The sequence below is a fragment of the Kitasatospora sp. NPDC096147 genome, from assembly GCF_044763225.1.
Taxonomy (GTDB): Bacteria; Actinomycetota; Actinomycetes; order Streptomycetales; family Streptomycetaceae; genus Kitasatospora.
Window position 1 is genome coordinate 148,977 of sequence record NZ_JBIWFX010000009.1, and the last position, 16,259, is coordinate 165,235.

Genomic DNA, 16,259 nt, shown 5'->3' on the forward strand with positions numbered 1-16,259 from the left:
TTGGAGACTTCCGCATCCCACCCTCCCCCCAGTAGTCAGGAGACTCCCCTACAACCCCGACCTGACACAGTCCGCGACCTGCGCGTCCCGCTCCCCTTGGTGGCACCCGGACACCGCCGCGAGGCACTTGCCTCACCCCTCACGGATCGTCAAACTGTCGGTACTCGGGGGAAGTTGGGTGACATTCCGAACTCCGCCGAGGTATACGGACGCCGCTGCCGGAAACACCCAGAATCCCGGCCGTCGAGAACGCCGAATTTCGACCTACGGAGAAGAATGACCACGCTGAACGAGCTTCTGACGACCTCAGGGCAGTCCGCCACCGTCGACTCTTTCGCCCTCTACCGGATCGCCACCTCGCACTCCCCCGAGGGCGACGCCGCCCGCCGCGCGGTGCTCGACGGCGCCCTCTCGCTGAGCGTCTCCGCCGTGGCGGTCTCCACCGCCGCCGCCATGAAGACCTGCTGGGACGAGGACTGTCCGGAGCGCCACCGGCTGGGCAGCGAGACCCAGGTCCGGGCCTTCTGCGAGCTGCCCGGCGTCCGGGTGGTACCGCTGGAACTGACCGACGGGGTGGCCACCGGCCGTCTGTACGCGGTGAGTTCGGGCGCCCGGATCGAGGGGGTGGAGGTGCTGTCGAGCTGCCACTCGCTGCTGATCGCCGAGGAGGCCGGACAGCCGCTGCTCACCAGCGGCCGGGCCCGCTACTGCTACGGCGATCAGCTGCTCGACCGGCTGGACCGCCGGCCCGCCCTCCTGGAGGTCTGACCCTCCCGGGGGAGGGTCCACCGAACCACCCAGTACCGAACCACCCCGCACCGAACCACCCCGCGCCGCAGGCCACCAGCCGGGGAAGTCCCTGACAGCACCGCCCGTCCCGCACGTGCCAAGCTCCGAACCGACGCTTGCCGGTGCAGGGAGGGAGAGTTCGGGTGGACGCTGTCGCGGTTCGACCGCAGGTGGCACGGTCCTTCTGGCCGTTGTGGTGGGCGACGCTGGTGTCCAGCACCGGTGACGGCATCAGGATCGTGGCGCTCCCGCTGTTCGCCGCCTCCCTCACCCGGGACCCGGGCGCGGTCTCGGTGGTCACGGTGGTCGGCGGCCTGCCCTGGCTGCTGGTCGGCCCGTTCACCGGCGCCCTGACCGACCGGCTGCGCGACTACCGGCGGGTGATGTGGGTGACCGACCTGTGCAGCGCGGTCGGCATCGGCCTGTTCGGCGTGATCGCGGCGACCGGCGGCGGGACCATCGCCATGCTGGCGGGCGTCAACTTCCTGCTCGGCTCGATCCAGACCCTGCGCGACGGCGTGACCCTGTCGGCCGTCCCCCGGATCGTCCCCAAGGAGGGCCTGGAGACGGCCAACAGCCGCCTCCAGGCCGCCCAGTTGATCACCATGGAGCTGGTCGGCCCGCCGCTCGGCGCGGTGCTGTTCTCGCTCCCGACCGGTGCGCCCTTCCTGATCGACGCGGCCTCCTTCGTGCTCTCCGCCGCGATCGTCCTGGGCATCGCCGACGCCCGCCTGCGCGCCCAGCGCGCGGTCCTCGACGCCACCGGCCCCGCCGACTCGCCTGACGCCCCCGTCGCCGTCCCTCGCGGCAACCTCCTCCAGGACGTCCGGCACGGCATGGCCTGGCTCTGGAAGCACCCGCTGCTCCGGGCGGTCTGCCTGCTGGTCGGCCTCACCAACTTCGCGGTGATGGCCGTCCTCGCCATCGCCATCCTCTACGCCTACGAGGTCCTGCACGTCTCCCACCTCGCGTACGGCCTGCTGCTCGGCCTGGTCGCGGTCGGCGGCCTGGTCGGCACCCTGGCCGCCCCCGTCCTCACCGAGCGCTTCGGCCGGGGCACCCTGCTGCGCGCGGTCTTCGCGGTCTCCTCGGCCGCCTTCGTGGTGGCCGGCCTGACCTCCACCCCGCTGCTCGCCGCCGGCTCCCTCAGCCTGGTCGGCGCCGGAGTCGGCGTCGCCAACGTGGTCAGCGTCTCGCTGCGCCAGGCCCTGGTCCCCGAGGAGCTGATGGGCCGGGTCAACTCCGCCTACCGCTTCTTCGCCGTCGGCCTCGGCCCGGTCGGCGCCGCCCTCAGCGGCGCCTCCGCCGAACTCTGGGGCCTGCGCGCCCCGTTCATCCTCGCCGCGGTCGTCCTCGCCGCCGGCTGGCTGGTCGCCCTGCGCACCCTGCGCCCCTCGGTGATCCGCCGTCACCTCCCCCAGGACGGCCTGCGCAGGGCTCCGGCCTCCACCACCGCCGAGTAGCGGGCCCGTCCGAGCCCGTCCGAGCCCGTCCGAGCCCACGGGGGCTCGACGTACGGCAGCTGAGCGGTCATGCGGTCGAGGTGCGGCTCCGTCGGCAGGGGGTCGATGGCGGCGGGGCCCATCCGGCGCCGTCGGCTCCCTCGGCCTCGGCCCGCGCATCCGGCCGCGTCGAGCACCGGAGGGCCGGTGGCGCTCCACCGCCTCGGCCGTCCGGAGCCGACCGCCGCCGAGCACCCTCGGCGGGCCCGGCGGCCCTCCGGCCCGTGTCGCCCGTCCTGGTCACCGTCATCACCGATCGCCCCCGACCGGGGCGCAGTACCGGGCGTCCGGACGCGCGGCCGACGACGGTCTCGGCACGCACGGCCGGACGGGCCGTCAGGCGGTGGGCACCCGTCGCAGGCGGGCCGCCTCGACGGTGACGCCCGGGCCGATGGTGAGCATCACGCCCTCCTCGCCCGGGGCCGGACCGTCCGGATCGTCGAGGGTCCGGGCCAGCACGTCGAGCACCGAGACCGAGGTCATATTGCCGTGCTCGCGCAGCGAGTCCCAGGAGTGGCGGAGCCCGTCGCGCCCGCAGCCGAGCACCTGCGCGGTCCGCTCCAGGATGGCCGGCCCGCCGTGGTGCGCGACGTGGAAGGCGGGCGCCGGCGACCGCTCGGCCCGCCAAGCGTCGAGCGCGGGGGCGGCCGAGAGGATGGCGAGCGGGGCCTCGGCCGTGGAGGTGAACCCGATCTGCCCGTTCCGGTGATCGGCCGTCAGCCGGTAGTGCTCCTCGGTACCGGGGATCAGCAGCTCCAGCGGGTCGGACAGCTCCACCGCCGCCACCCCCGGGCGCGGGTCCGCGACACCGGTGACCACCACCGCCGCCGCGCCGTCCCCGCCCAGCGCCTTGTAGATCATTGCGGGCGTGCCGGTGTCACCGGGCCGGAAGCCGGTGCTGAACGCCTCGGCGGCCACCACCAGCACTCTGCTGCCCGGGTGGGCGGCGACCTGCTCCCGGGCCCGGATCAGCCCGTACAGACCTCCGGCGCACCCGATGGTGCTCACCGGCAGCCGCCGGACGGTGGGCCGCAGCCCGAGCAGCCGGATCACCCGGACGTCCACGCCCGGCATCGTCCACCCGGTCACGCTCGTCACCACCAGGGCGTCGACCTCCCCGGGCGCCAGCCCGGCCGCAGCCAGTGCCTCCGTCGCGGCCTCCGCCGCCAGCCCGGCCAGCAGGTCGGCCGTCGCGTCCCAGTACTCCGGCCCCGCGCCCCGGGTGAACAGCTCCTCCGGAGGCCGGACGAAGGACCGCGTCTCCACGCCGGTCGCCCGCATCGTGCGCTCGACCCGCTCCGGCACCTGGCCGGTGTCGAACGCCCCGCCGGCCAGCTTCACCACCTGGTCGATCGTGGCGGTGTGCGGTGCCGTGCGGAAGACCGGCCGGTGCACCCTGGCCGCGAACCCCGAGTCACCCTGGCCCATGAATCCGTCCTCTCCCAGACAGGGTCGGCCCCTGCAGACGCGTCTTCGGCGGCAGGCGCTCGCTTCCCCACCCTGACGCAGCCCGACCGCCGCCGGGTTCCACCGTCGTCACCCGGACGCCGCGCGCCCCGGGGCCGGCCTGCCGTGCCCAGTACCGTCCCACAGTCGCACCGGAGGTGACCGCGGCCACCGCACACCCCGTCAGGTCATCACCGCTCCGGCCCACCCGTCGGGTCCCCGCCGCCGGCCGAAGGTCTACGACTCCCCTTCCGGTGCGCACCGGACGCGCGGCGCCGAGGGGCGGGATACCGAAAATCGCAGCGCCGATCCGCCGGCGCTCGCTACCCTCCCGCTCATGCCCACCACCCCGAACCCCTCCCAACCCGCACTCGAGCACTTCCTGTGCTGCGTCTGCGGCGGGAGCACCGCCGGCGCCGAGGACTCCGTCCTCCTGGCCGTCACCTCGCCCAAGGGTCCGACCGAGCAGTGGCTCGGCGCCCACGCCGAACACCTCAACGACCTCCTCGCTCCCGGCTTCGCGGTCGAGGTGCACAGGATGTGACACGGGACGGGCGGCCCCGTGGTCGGGGCGCGGGCCCGACGGCCAGCCCGGGTCCGGGGCCACGGCGCGTGCGGCCAGAAAATCTCCCCTCGGGGGCGATCGGTCCGATAAGCTGGCGTGGCGTCAGTCGTGGCTCACGGAGCAGGTCTTGACGTATCGCATCCCCCTTCCAGGAGGGTCATCGCGCCCCGCGCGCGACGGACGGCACTGCGAATCCAGCCGAGCGTGGGTACCCCCATGCCTCGGAACTGGTGGCAGTCGACCGTCATGACGACTTTCGAGGGGGCTTCGCATGGTCACGATTCTGGCCTGGATCGGTGGCATCGGTATCGCGCTGGGCAGTGCGGTCCTGGTCCTGAAGCGCGCTCGCGCGCTCGTCCTGCAGCTCACCGACGTGATCACCGATCACGTCCGCCCCCTGGTGGGTGCCGTCGAGGAGTTGGTCCACGCCCTCCGCGAACTCCGCGTCGAGGTCCGGCGGGCGTTCGGGAGCCACCGGCCCCGGCGGGCCGAACTCCCGCCTGCCGAGGGCCTCGTGCGGCCTCCGGTACGGGACGGCGGGCGCCGGGAGGAGCGCTGAGCAGCGGGGCTGTCGGTGCGGCTCCCTAGCCTGAGGGGGACCCGGGGCCGGGCGGCGAAGCACCGGCCCCGTCCACCGAGGAGGGGAGCGACCGTGTCCGCCGTGGAACCGGCCCAACTGAACCGGAGCTTGGCGGCGCTGCACGCCGCATCACTGCCGGCGGGCCGACCGCCGGAGACGCTCACCTACAGCGGGGTGCCGGACGGGCAGGCGAAGGGCGGCCGGGACTTCCTGGTGGCCGACGAGCTGCTGTTCGGGGCGCCCGAGATCGCCCCGTGGGCGGACCTGGACGACCCGGGCCGCCCGCTGCCGGTCCGGGTGCCCGTGCTGTCGGGAGCCCTGGTCGTGCTGGAGGACGCCCCGCTGACCCGCCGGGTGACGGACTACCACCTGTTCTCCCCCGCAGGCGGCCACCACGTCACGTTCCACCTCCCGGGCGGCGGCCTGCGGCTGGACCTCGCCGAGGCCACCGACATCACCCTCGACTGGCCCGGGACGGAGGCGGAGCGGGAGGTCTCGGTCCGCGCGCTGAGCGGCGGCACGCTGCGGCACCTGCTGGGTGCGGACGGCGTGTACGACCTCACCGCCGCCCCGGCCGAACTCCCCCCGTCCGGGACCGAGTCACCGCCCGCGCCCGGTGCGACCGGGGACGGTCCGACCGACGACGGCCCGACCGGGGACGGTGACGCGCTCCGGGCCCTCGCCACCGAACCGCTGGACCCGGCCCGGCGGATCCGCTTCACCACCAGCAGCGAGCTGCCGTTCGTCCGGCCGCAGGACCACCGGCTGTTCTTCTTCTCCGGCCCCGACGGGGACCCCCTGGACCGCGAGCCGGTGCTGACGCTGTACGGTCCCGGCTCGCTCGACGAGGGCGCGCCGGTCTACGTCGCCCCCACCGCGGTCCCCGCGTACACCGTCGCCGTGCTGGTGGCCGAGCTGACCGGCGGGCCCGAGGGGGACCTGCGCGGGATCCACACCGTCGTGCTGACGCCGGATCGCCCCGGCCGACCCTGATCCGGCGTCAGCAGGACGGCGCACACCGCCCCGTCCTGTCATGTGATCCTCATCTCCGCTCGCGCCCGACCCGGCCGACGGGCGGGCCACCTGCGGTACAAACGTTCCGCTCGACCACCACCACAGGGGGAATTGTGAACACTCGCACCGTCGTCGCGGTCCTCACCGCCACCGCCGCCGCACTCGTGCTCGCCGGCTGCTCGGACACCCAGGAGCTGTCCTACGGGAGCAGCGCGAAGAAGGACAACATCGAGGTCAGCGTGGAGCGAGTGGTCGCCGGGACCACCGCCGACCTGTCCGTGCTCAAGGACGCCGCCAAGTACCAGGGCCGGACGCCCTACTACCTGCACTTCCGGGTGACCAAGACCGCCGACGGCGACGTCACCGGCCCGTCCTTCGACGTGACGGCGGACGGCGACCTGCTGACCCGGCTGAGCATCATGCCCTCCTTCCCGGAGCCCGTGGTGGGTGCGGACGGCAAGCTCAGCTACAAGGAGTCGCAGAAGTTCGACAAGTGCCTCGACGGCCACGACTCCGCGAAGTTCAAGAGCGCGGCGGCGGGTGAGAGCTACCAGGCCTGCGTGGTCTACCTCTCCGCCACCGGCTCTACCAAGGCACCGGAGAAGGTCGAGTGGGTGAAGGGCGGCCTGCTGCGGCGCAGCGACGACGAGGCGTTCGCCGTCTGGAAGTGAGCCGCCCGGTCGCGAGGCACCGGGCCTGAGGGGCCCGGACGCGAAATGCCCGGACGGCCCCGGCGGCGTCGGCCCACGGATGTACACCCGTGGGCCGACGCCGCCGGGGCGGGGCCCGTGACAGGGTGCCGGTGTGCCCACGGAGCATCCGTGGGGCGATGACTGACGATCCGTCACCACCCGGGGGAACCATGACCAGCTCCCAGCAGGGCCCGTCCCGCCGCCTCGTCCTGGGCGGCGCCCTGGCCGTCGGCGCCGCCGTCCCGCTCGCCACCCTGGCGGGCAGCGCACCGGCCGCGGCCGCGGACGGCCCGCCCGAGCGGCTCACCCTGCCCGGCCCGACCGGCCCGCACCCGGTGGGCACCACCGCACTGCACCTGATCGACCGGGCCCGCCCGGACACCCTGGCCGGCCCCGGCCGGTACCGCGAGCTGATGGCCAGCGTCTGGTACCCGGCCCGGGACGCCGCGCGCCACCCGGTGGCGCCGTGGATGCCGCCCGGCGCGTTGCGGGCCTTCCTCACGGACGTCGGCTTCGGCTCGCTGGTCGACGTCGCACCGCTCACCTCTGGGCACCTGGACGCCCCGGTGCTGCGCACCGGGCGGCGGCTGCCCGTCCTGCTCTTCGCGCACGGCGCGCACAGCCACCAGGGCGACCACACCATCGTGGTACAGGAGTTGGCGAGCCACGGGTACGCGGTGGTGACCATCGCCCACCAGTACGACACCTACACCGAGTATCCCGACGGCCGGGTGGCCGTGCCCACCGAGGACCACCGGGCCCCCACCCTGCCGGGCGACTTCGCGGCCGACCTCCGGTTCGTGCTGGACTGCGTCGAACAGCTCGCCGCCGGGTGCAACCCGGACGTCGACCGGCGCCGGCTGCCGGCCGGGCTGCTCGGCGGGCTCGATCCGCACCGGGTCGGCGCGTTCGGCTTCTCCAAGGGCGGGACGGCCACCGCCTGCGCCGCGCTCGCCGACCGGCGGATCCGGGCGGGGCTGAGCCTGGACGGCCCGATGCAGATGAACCCGCCGCTGGCCGGCGTGCTGCACCGCCCGTTCATGCTGATGACGGCCGAGTTCGGCCGGGACACCGATCCGGCCGCCGCCGCGTTCTGGTCCCTGTTGCGCGGTGTGCGCCTCGACGTCCGGGCCCGGGGCGCCCTCCACGACTCCTACGGCGACAACGAGGCGCTCTACGCCCAGGTGGCCCGGCTCCTCGGCTGGAGCCCGGAGCAGCTCCAGGAGGTGATCGGCACGCTCGACCCCGAGCAGGCCGTACGGATCCAACAGGCCTACCCACTGGCCTTCTTCGACCGCCACCTGCGCGACCGCGAGCGCCCCGGACACCTGCTGGACGGCCCGTCCGCCGACTTCCCGGCCGTCACCTTCCCGGCCTGACGCACCGTCACCTGCGCGTTCAGTCGTTGTTCATCGGTCCGCGCGATGGTGACGGCCGGCCTGCGCCCGGCCGTCACCACCCGGACGCACCAGTGGACTTGTGGAAAGAGGAGCAGATGTCGACCGCCGTTCAGCCGGAGACCACCGTCCTCGCCCCGAACACGGGCAAGACCGTCCCGGACCGGGACGCCTGGGCGGTCAAGCCGCTCACCAACGCCAAGGCCGCCCACGCGTTCCCCGACAACTGGGGGGCCGCGGCCCTGCACCACAAGATCTCCAAGGAGAAGCTCAGCTCGATCGCCGAGCAGGTCGCGCTGCTCTACAACTCCCCGACGCCGAAGCTCAAGGACGCGGTCCGGGCGTTCTGGACCCAGTGCTGGGCGCTGGCCGGGGCGCAGGTGACGGCGGCGGTCACCGACGCCGCACCGAAGGTCAGCCCCTACCGGCTGCTCTGGAACCTGCCGGTCAACGTCTCGATCGGACCGCCGAGCCCGGCCACCGACCCCGGGATGGCCTTCGACCCGGACACCGAGCCGGTGCCGGACACCCCGGGCCGCCGTCGGATGGATGCCGTCAGCACCGCGCTGTCGGAGCTGGAGGAGGCCTGGGACGCGGCGAGCAGCCGCGACAACGGTCGGGGGGACTTCCAGGACCCCGCGCTCTGGAAGACCCTCACCGACCAGCTCGGCAAGGCCCACGCGGCTGCCGACGCGGCCGGCCGGGGCACGAAGCTGCTCTACCCACCGAAGCGTGAGCAGTGGCTCTACGACACCGTCACCTCGCAGCACCTGCGCAAGGGCATGACCGACTACGTCGGTGCGGTGGCGGGCCGTCAGCTGTTCCAGCAGGCCCGGCTGAACGCTCCCGCCATCGCCGTGCACAAGGACTCGCCGAACCGTCTGGTCACCGGCCGGGCGACGCTCCGCCACCAGGGTGAGGACCTGACGCTGGAGGTGCGGATCACCGAAGGCGTGATCCACCACGTCTGCGAGCGGCACACCCTGACGTTCTTCGACTTCAAGGGCACCGCCCGGCCGATCAACACCCTCTGGCCCGGCGTCGGGACCTTCCAGGCCGCCACCGCGCTGGCGACCCGGCTGGCCCCGCACATCGCCCGCTGCACCCTCGTCCAGCTGATCGAGCGGGGCGACCCCGACCGGACCCAGTGGGTCGGCGAGGACGTGAAGCTCACCCAGCAGTCCGCCGGGCCGGACACCGTCTACTTCGACGTCTCGATCGAGAAGCTCCGGGACGCCCAGGGGGCGAACCCCGCCGAGGTCATCGCCACGGTCAAGACCTTCGCCCCAAGCGGCGACAGCGGGCCGGGCTTCCTCCGCCAGGACCTGGTCACCATCGGCACTGCCCTCGGCCTGCTCCCGTGACCGGCTCCCGGTAGCGGACGCGGCGCCTGACGCTCCGCCACCGACCGGCACCACCCGCCCCACCCGGCACCACTCGCCGCCGTCCGCGCGGCCGGGTGGTGCCGGAGGTCAGTGGCCCCGGCGGGCCCAGGCCGGGGTGACCAGTGCGATCAGCACGGCGGCGGCACCGATCTGCAGCAGGTGGCGGATCCAGTCGATGCCACCGGTGTGCCGCACCCCGAGCGCGCTGGCCAGCGCGTTGCCGGCCAGCCCGCCGAGGACGCCCAGCAGCACCGTCAGCCAGAGCGGGATGGGCTGGCGGCCGGGCAGGACCAGCTTCGCCAGCAGTCCGATGACCAGACCCGCGATGATCGCCCACAGGATCGTCATGGTGAACTCCCTCGTCCGGGTGTGCACCCCGCACGGTCGGCGGAGCGTGAGGACCGCATGCCCGGTTTCCGACCGGCCAACCGCCTGACCGGCCGACCGGGTGCGGGTGCTCCACCCACTGGCCTCCGCAGTCCTCAACTGTCGCTCTGGCAACGGTGGATGACGGTACATCAGGCCAATCTGCCAGGGGGCTCCCTCCCGGCGGACCCCGCCCCTAGGGTGAGCCGATGACCTCCTTCCGTGACCGGGAACGCCGGATGCTGGGTGAGATCGACGACCTGGCGGCGGCAGGGCTCCCGCTGGAGCAGTTCTTCCGGCAGCTGCTCAGCGTCCTCGGGCCCGCCCTCGGGTCCGAGGCGGGCTGCCTGCACGGGGCCGATCCGGTCACCGGCTTCCTGACCTCCACGGTGGCCGAGGGCCTTCAGGCGGGCGCCTTCGAGCACGCCATCCGGTTGGAGATGTGGTCGGACGACAGCACCAGGTTCGCCGACATCCGAGCGGCCGGCCGGCTGGTGGAGACCGTCCACCGCGCCACCGGTGGCCGTCCCGAACGCAGCGTGCGCTACCGGGAGTTGCTCGCCGAGTACGGGCACGGCGACGAGCTGCGGATGAACTTCGACGTCGGCGGCGGGCGGTGGGGGGCCGCCGCACTGATGCGCGGGGCGGGCTCGGCGCCGTTCGGCGCGAGCGAGCAGCGGCTGGCCGAGCGGGCCGCCCGGGCGGTGGGTGCGGCCCTGCGCGACTACGCCCTGCCGACCGTGGGAGCGCCCGGTCCGCAGGACCCCGGAACGGACCCGCAGGACGGCCCGGTGCGGCTCGGCGTCGCCGTCATCGGTCCCACCGGTGCGCTCACCTCCGCCGACGCCACGGCCCGCCGGCTGTTCGAGGAGCTCGCCGAGCCCCGGTACCGCCCCGCCGGGGTGCCGACGGCGCTGGTCTACCTCGCCGAGCGGGCCCGCAGCCACGCGGGCTCCACGACCGGCGAGGCCCACGCCTCGACCCGGCTGCGCCGCCGCAACGGCGAGTGGCTCGCGGTGCACGCCTCCGTGCTCGACGGGGGCCCGCGGGGCAGCGTGGCCCTGGTCGCCCAGCCGGCGAGCCCGGTCGACGTCATCCCGCTCTCCCTGCTGGCCCACCGGTTCTCGCCCCGCGAGCAGGAGGTGGTCCTCCAGGCGGTCCGGGGCCTGAGCACCAGGGACATCGCCCACCGGCTCTTCCTCAGCCCGGCCACCGTCCAGGACCACCTGAAGGCGGCCTTCACCAAGACCGGTGTCCGCAGCCGCCGCGAGCTCGTCGCACTGCTCGCCGCCCCGTCCACCGCCACGCTGGGCCGTCCCCCGGCCTGACGCACCGTCGAGCCGGGGGCCGGCCCGCAGCCGGCCGCCGCCTACCACAGGGAGGCGGTCGCCACTCCTCCCGCAAACCTGGGATGTCACCGGTCGGCGGCGGATGGGAAGGTCTACACCAGTTCGGCCCCACAGGGGCGGCCGGACCGGTGGAGACCTTCCCCGCAGAGGAGTTGCCGTGCCGTGGTACGCGCCACCCGCCCAGCGCCCCGGTCTCCCCCGTCTCCGGGCCGGCGAGGCCGGGAGCGGAGCCGGGCCCGGCCGGACGGACCGCTCACCGTCCGCCCGGCCGTCGGCACCGGTCCGGCATCAGTTCCAGGGGTTGGCCTGCTGGTCGTTGATGGCGGTCCAGAACCGGGCGTTGGGGGCGATGTTTCCGTACGCCCAGAAGCTCCACCCGCCGGTGTACTCCAGGTTCGGGCCGTACCGGCCGTCGTGGAACTCGGCCTGCCGCCAGCCGATGCCGAAGGCCGCCGAGCAGACGCTGTTCGCGGCGGCCTGGCTGTTCAGCCGTGAGCCCTTCACCGGCTGGCTCAGCGCGACGGTGCCGCCGGCCCAGCCGTTGTAGAAGCCGAGGCTGAGGCCGTCCGGCGCCGGGCTGCCGTCCACGTTGATGCAGAGCACCGGCAGCGAGACGGACGGCAGGGTGTCGCCGTTGTACGGGTCGCTCGGCGTCGAGTGCTGCGGGCCGCCGACCCGGACGGTCCCCTCGGGGCCCGTCCCGAGCGTCTGCCAGGTCATGCCCTTGTGGGTGGCCGGTCCGGCCGCCTGCGCGGTGCTGCCCGCGAGGGGGACGAGGGCCAGGCCGAGGGCGACGGCCACGGCTGCGGCTCGCTTGATGGGCTTCATCCGACTGCTCCTTGGGTCCGGGTGGAGCCGGCCCCGTGCGGGGCCGGCGAGAGAAGACTCCCAACCGGCCGCACAGGATCAGCACGAGCCCGTCACGGGACGACCACGTGCTCCGGGGTCGGCCGCCAGGCCGGCCCCGTCCGACGAGAGGAGAGGGTTGTGGAGTTCAGGATTCTCGGGCCATTGGAGGTCTGGACCGACGACGGCCGGCGGGCCCGGACCGAAGGGGCCAAGCAGGAGCGGATGCTGGGCGCCCTGCTGCTGAACGCCGGAGCGGTGGTGCCGCTGCCCCGGCTGATCGACGCGGTCTGGGACGACGCGCCGCCCGCCACCGCCCACCGCCAGGTCCGCAATCTCGCCGGGCTGCTGCGGCGCAAGCTCGCCGCCGCCCAGGACGGGCCGCCGGCCCTGCTCACCGACGGCCCCGGCTACCGGATCGCGGCGGACGGCCACCGGGTGGACGCCCTGGTCTTCACCCACCGGGTGGCAGCGGCCCGCCGGCTGGCCGAGCAGGGCGAACCCGCCGCGGCGGTAAGGGAGTTCCGCGCCGCGCTGGGCCTGTGGCGGGGACCGGTGCTGGACGGACTGTCCGGTACCCTGCCGGCCGCCGCCGCCCTGGCACTCGACGAGACGCGACTCACCGCCTGGGAGAGCTGCCTGGACCTGGAGGCCGAGCTCGGCCGGCACCGGCAGACCGTCCCGGAGCTGACCGCGCTGGTCGCCGAACACCCGCTCCGGGACCGCTTCGTGGCGCAGCTGGTCCGGGCCCTGCACCGGGCGGGCCGGCAGGCCGACGGGCTGGCCGCCTACCGCTGCTTCGCCCGGCGCCTCGCCGAGGAGCTCGGCCTCGACCCGGGGCCCGAACTCCAGCTCCTGCACCGGGAGTTACTCACGGATGCCCGCACCCCGGGGATCCGGCCGTCCAGGCCCCCGGCTCCGGCGCCCGTTCCGTCCCAACTTCCGCCCGCGCTGCCCACGTTCGTCGGACGGCGGGCGGAGCTCGGCTTCCTGGACCGGCTCACCCGTCCGACCGCCACCGGCACCCCGGCCCCCGCCACCGTCGGCGTGCTGACCGGCGGCGCGGGGACGGGCAAGACCGCCGTCGCCCTGCACTGGGCCCACCGGGCCCGCGAGCGCTTCCCCGACGGCCAGCTCCACCTCGACCTGCACGGCTACTCCCTCGGCCCGCCGTTGACCCCGCACGAGGCACTGATCCGCTTCCTGCGGGCCCTCGGCACCGAGCACGCGCGACTGCCGGGCACCCTCGACGAGTGCGCCTCCCTGTACCGGTCGCTGCTCGCCGACCGGCGGGTCCTGGTCCTGCTCGACAACGCCCGCGACGCCGACCAGGTCCGCCCGCTGCTGCCCGCCTCGGCCGGCTCCCTGACCCTGGTGACCAGCCGGGACGGACTGGCCGGGCTGACCGCCCGCGACGGCGCCCGGCGACTGGTGCTCGGGGTGCTGCCCCGGCCCGACGCCGTCGAGCTGCTCGCCCGGATCGCCGGGGCCGAGCGGATCCGCGCCGAACCGAGCGCCGCCGCCGAGCTCGCCGCCGCCTGCGGCCACCTGCCGCTCGCCCTCGGCATCGCCGCGGGCCGCCTCGCGGAGCGCCCGCACCGTACGGTGGCGCAGCACGCCGCCGAACTGCGGGACGCGGAGGACCGCCTGACGGTGCTCCAGATCGACGGCGACGCCACCTCCGCCGTCCGGGCCGCCTTCGACCTCTCCTACCGGGCCCTGCGCCCCGGCCCCCGGCGGCTCTTCCGGCTGCTCGCCCTGGCTCCGGGCGACTGCCTCGGCACGGCCGAAGCGAGCGCGCTCTCCGGCACCACCCCCGCCGCGACCGGCCCGCTGCTCGAACTGCTCGCCGCCGCCCACCTGCTCGACCCGATCGGCCCGGACCGCTACCACCTGCCCGACCTGCTGCGCCGCTACGCCGCCGAGCGCGCCACCGCCGAGACCGGCCCGGTCGAGCGGGCCGCCGCCCGGGAGCGCCTCCGCTCGTGGCAGCTGCGCCCGGTGCGGCGGCCCGCACCTGCCGTGACGGGCCGTCAGCCGCTCGCCCCGGACTCACCCGGATGAACGCCGCACTGCCCACCGAGGCCGATCTCGCCCGCCTGGTCGACGTCCTGCCGACCACCACCGGACCCGCCGGGAGCGCCGGACGCGACCGCCTTCGAGGTGCCGGGCCTGCACGAGGTGATCGAGCGGCTCAGCGCGGCGTTCGGCGGTCCCAGGTGTACTACCAGGACCCGTTCGCCGCCCCGGCGATCCAGGCGGCGGTCCGCACCTGCCGCGACGGCTTCGACGCCCGCCCGGAGCTCCGGCCCGGCGCACCAACCGGCCCCCGGACCGTCGGTGACGGCCGGTAGCCTGCGGGCATGTCCGTGAACATCGATCTCCACTTCACCGTCTCCGACCTCACCGACGCGGCCCAGGCCGAGGCGGTCGCCGCGTCGATCGGCGACCTGCTGCGCGACGAGGGCTTCGAGAACCAGATCACCTACGGCGCGGTCGTCGAGAACGGCGTGCACCGGGTCACCGGCGCCTCGCAGTTCCCGATCATCGTCAGCGGATTCGGCCGCTGGCAGCCGTACTTCGAGTCCTCGTTCGCCGCCGCCGTGGCCGAGGCGGCCCCGGCCGCGACGACCGACATCGACTGGGGCTACCCGGACGACGAGTACTGAGCCGCAGCTGACCGCGCGTCAGCGTGGCTCCCCCGCTCCCGGACGGAGGCTCGTCCCGGCGCGGAGCGAGCACCGAGGCGGAGTGGTCCCCCCACGGGCCCGGCTCCACGGCTCGAACGGCGCGGAGGGCCCGGCGAGTTCCGGCCACGCAGGCGCCGGCGCCCAACCTGCCGATCCGCCCTGCGCTCCCCTCCGGGTCCCGGCCGCCGGCCTCGGACACCGTCCCCTCCGCGCCCTTCGGCTCCCGGCCCGGCAGGCGACCGGGCCCCGGGAGCGGTCGCGCCGTATGCCGCCCGGTCAGGTCGCCGCTCCCGGCCCGCCGCCGGGGCCGCCGCATGACCGGCCCGGTCCTGGGCAGACGGGCTCGCGCCGCAGGGTGCGGCGACGGCACGCTGACGGAGAGGACACGCCGGTGAGTGAGGACCGCGGCAGGCAACCAGGGGCACGGGCCGGGCGTTGGCTGGGACGGGCGGGGCGGGCCGGCTTCGCCGCCCGGGGCACGGTGTACCTGCTGGTCGGCTCGCTGGCGCTGCGGATCGCCTTCGGCGACGGCGGCGCCGAGGAGGCGGACCGTCAGGGTGCGCTCCGGGAGGTGGCGTCGCAGCCGTTCGGCCGGGTGGTGCTCTGGCTGCTGGTGGTCGGCTTCGGCGGGATGGCGCTGTGGCGCGGCTCGGAGGCGCTGTTCGACCGTGGGGCGAAGGCGGGCTCCCGGGTGCTGGACGCCGGCCGGGCCGGCTTCTACGCCGTCAGTTGCTGGGCCACCGCCACGTTCGCGGCCGGTGCGGGTGGCGCCGAGAGCGGCGACGCCAAGTCTCGGGGCTGGACCGCGACGTTGATGGGCGAGCCGGGTGGCCGCTACCTGGTCGGCGGGGCGGGGCTGGTGGTGATCGGGGTCGGGGTCGGCATAGCCGTCCGGGGCGTGCTGCGGAAGTTCCTCAAGGACCTGGACACCGCCGCGATGAGCCCGCGCACCCGCACGGCCGTCACCGCCGTCGGGGTGATCGGCACCGCCGCGCGCGGCCTGGTCTTCACCGCCGCCGGAGTCTTCGTCCTGCTCGCCGCCGTCCACTTCGATCCCGGCCAGGCCAAGGGGGTGGACGACACCCTGCGCAGCTTCGCCGCGACCCCGGCCGGCCCCTGGCTGCTGGTGCTGGTCGCCGTCGGCCTGCTGCTGTTCGGCCTCTTCTCGTTCGCCCACGCCCGCTGGCGTCGGCTCTGACGCTCCCCGCAGGCGCGGCCCCGACGGCCTGACGCCCCCTCACCGACCGGGCCCGGACGCGACGGGGGGCACGTCCTCGGGGCCCGGTCGGGGGCAGGCCGCGCCTCGGGGGCTCGCGCGCGGCCTCTCTGCCACGGCGGCCCGAGGAGGCTGTGGTGGGGCCGCCGTGGCGGAGACACTAGACCCGCGCGACGACCGTGACCAGCCCTTTGACCTGCCGTTTTTCCGGACGCGAGCATGCCATCGGCCCAACGGCCGCCGCCCGTGGGCGGCTTGCTGCACCGACACCCGCCCTCCCGCCGAGGGGACGGTACGGCCCGCCCCGGCACGGCGGACGTACGAGGAGCGCCCCGGCAGAAGCCTCCCGCCCACGCCGCCGCCCCCACCCCGGAACGAGGACTGACCCTCCGTCATCCCCCCGCACCGACCTGCCCCACAGC

The 16,259-nt window shown here is 74.9% G+C and carries 16 protein-coding genes; 13 read left to right on the forward strand and 3 right to left on the reverse strand.

Features of this window, described 5'->3' with window-relative positions:
• The first annotated feature begins 276 nt into the window (after nt 1–276).
• Nucleotides 277–768 carry a hypothetical protein gene (locus ACIRBX_RS26385; protein ID WP_402300092.1) on the forward strand — a complete coding sequence of 164 codons (492 nt, stop codon included), beginning with the start codon at nt 277–279 and terminating at the stop codon, nt 766–768.
• Nucleotides 769–959: 191 nt separating this feature from the next.
• On the forward strand, nt 960–2,252 hold the full coding sequence (locus ACIRBX_RS26390) for an MFS transporter (RefSeq protein ID WP_402300362.1): 1,293 nt from the start codon (nt 960–962) through the stop codon (nt 2,250–2,252).
• A gap of 375 nt (nt 2,253–2,627) precedes the next feature.
• On the opposite strand, the gene ACIRBX_RS26395 is transcribed toward ACIRBX_RS26390, so the two are convergent.
• Nucleotides 2,628–3,719 carry a PhlD gene (locus tag ACIRBX_RS26395; protein WP_402300094.1) on the reverse strand — a complete coding sequence of 364 codons (1,092 nt, stop codon included), beginning with the start codon at nt 3,717–3,719 and terminating at the stop codon, nt 2,628–2,630.
• A gap of 355 nt (nt 3,720–4,074) precedes the next feature.
• Here ACIRBX_RS26395 and ACIRBX_RS26400 point away from each other — a divergent pair, with 355 nt between their 5' ends.
• The 6 genes from ACIRBX_RS26400 (at nt 4,075) to ACIRBX_RS26425 (ending at nt 9,349) form a co-directional block, all read left to right on the forward strand.
• Complete coding sequence (locus ACIRBX_RS26400) at nt 4,075–4,281, forward strand: hypothetical protein (RefSeq protein WP_402300096.1); 207 nt, start codon at nt 4,075–4,077, stop codon at nt 4,279–4,281.
• Between the two features lie 292 nt (nt 4,282–4,573).
• Nucleotides 4,574–4,861: a hypothetical protein gene (locus ACIRBX_RS26405; RefSeq protein ID WP_402300098.1), complete on the forward strand. Its 288-nt coding sequence runs from the start codon at nt 4,574–4,576 to the stop codon at nt 4,859–4,861.
• Nucleotides 4,862–4,954: 93 nt separating this feature from the next.
• On the forward strand, nt 4,955–5,875 hold the full coding sequence (locus ACIRBX_RS26410; protein ID WP_402300100.1) for a hypothetical protein: 921 nt from the start codon (nt 4,955–4,957) through the stop codon (nt 5,873–5,875).
• A 134-nt stretch (nt 5,876–6,009) separates the two neighbouring features.
• Nucleotides 6,010–6,567: a hypothetical protein gene (locus ACIRBX_RS26415; RefSeq protein WP_402300102.1), complete on the forward strand. Its 558-nt coding sequence runs from the start codon at nt 6,010–6,012 to the stop codon at nt 6,565–6,567.
• 191 nt (nt 6,568–6,758) lie between these two features.
• Entirely contained in the window at nt 6,759–7,967 is a 1,209-nt protein-coding gene (locus tag ACIRBX_RS26420) for an alpha/beta hydrolase family protein (protein ID WP_402300103.1), read from the forward strand.
• A gap of 116 nt (nt 7,968–8,083) precedes the next feature.
• Nucleotides 8,084–9,349 carry a hypothetical protein gene (locus ACIRBX_RS26425; RefSeq protein WP_402300105.1) on the forward strand — a complete coding sequence of 422 codons (1,266 nt, stop codon included), beginning with the start codon at nt 8,084–8,086 and terminating at the stop codon, nt 9,347–9,349.
• A gap of 108 nt (nt 9,350–9,457) precedes the next feature.
• Here the strand turns inward: ACIRBX_RS26425 and ACIRBX_RS26430 are convergent, their stop codons facing one another.
• Nucleotides 9,458–9,718: a GlsB/YeaQ/YmgE family stress response membrane protein gene (locus tag ACIRBX_RS26430; protein ID WP_402300107.1), complete on the reverse strand. Its 261-nt coding sequence runs from the start codon at nt 9,716–9,718 to the stop codon at nt 9,458–9,460.
• A gap of 227 nt (nt 9,719–9,945) precedes the next feature.
• Here ACIRBX_RS26430 and ACIRBX_RS26435 point away from each other — a divergent pair, with 227 nt between their 5' ends.
• Nucleotides 9,946–11,064: a LuxR C-terminal-related transcriptional regulator gene (locus ACIRBX_RS26435; protein ID WP_402300108.1), complete on the forward strand. Its 1,119-nt coding sequence runs from the start codon at nt 9,946–9,948 to the stop codon at nt 11,062–11,064.
• A 309-nt stretch (nt 11,065–11,373) separates the two neighbouring features.
• On the opposite strand, the gene ACIRBX_RS26440 is transcribed toward ACIRBX_RS26435, so the two are convergent.
• Complete coding sequence (locus tag ACIRBX_RS26440; RefSeq protein WP_402300109.1) at nt 11,374–11,913, reverse strand: hypothetical protein; 540 nt, start codon at nt 11,911–11,913, stop codon at nt 11,374–11,376.
• Between the two features lie 159 nt (nt 11,914–12,072).
• Here ACIRBX_RS26440 and ACIRBX_RS26445 point away from each other — a divergent pair, with 159 nt between their 5' ends.
• The 4 genes from ACIRBX_RS26445 (at nt 12,073) to ACIRBX_RS26460 (ending at nt 15,819) form a co-directional block, all read left to right on the forward strand.
• Entirely contained in the window at nt 12,073–13,995 is a 1,923-nt protein-coding gene (locus tag ACIRBX_RS26445) for a BTAD domain-containing putative transcriptional regulator (protein WP_402300111.1), read from the forward strand.
• Nucleotides 13,996–14,150: 155 nt separating this feature from the next.
• Nucleotides 14,151–14,285 (forward strand): hypothetical protein, encoded by a 135-nt coding sequence (locus ACIRBX_RS26450; RefSeq protein WP_402300112.1) that lies wholly within the window; start codon nt 14,151–14,153, stop codon nt 14,283–14,285.
• A 9-nt stretch (nt 14,286–14,294) separates the two neighbouring features.
• Nucleotides 14,295–14,600: a hypothetical protein gene (locus ACIRBX_RS26455; RefSeq protein WP_402300115.1), complete on the forward strand. Its 306-nt coding sequence runs from the start codon at nt 14,295–14,297 to the stop codon at nt 14,598–14,600.
• 412 nt (nt 14,601–15,012) lie between these two features.
• The gene (locus tag ACIRBX_RS26460) at nt 15,013–15,819 is read left to right on the forward strand and encodes a DUF1206 domain-containing protein (protein ID WP_402300117.1); all 807 of its coding nucleotides are present in this window, start codon (nt 15,013–15,015) and stop codon (nt 15,817–15,819) included.
• The last annotated feature ends 440 nt before the right edge of the window (nt 15,820–16,259 follow it).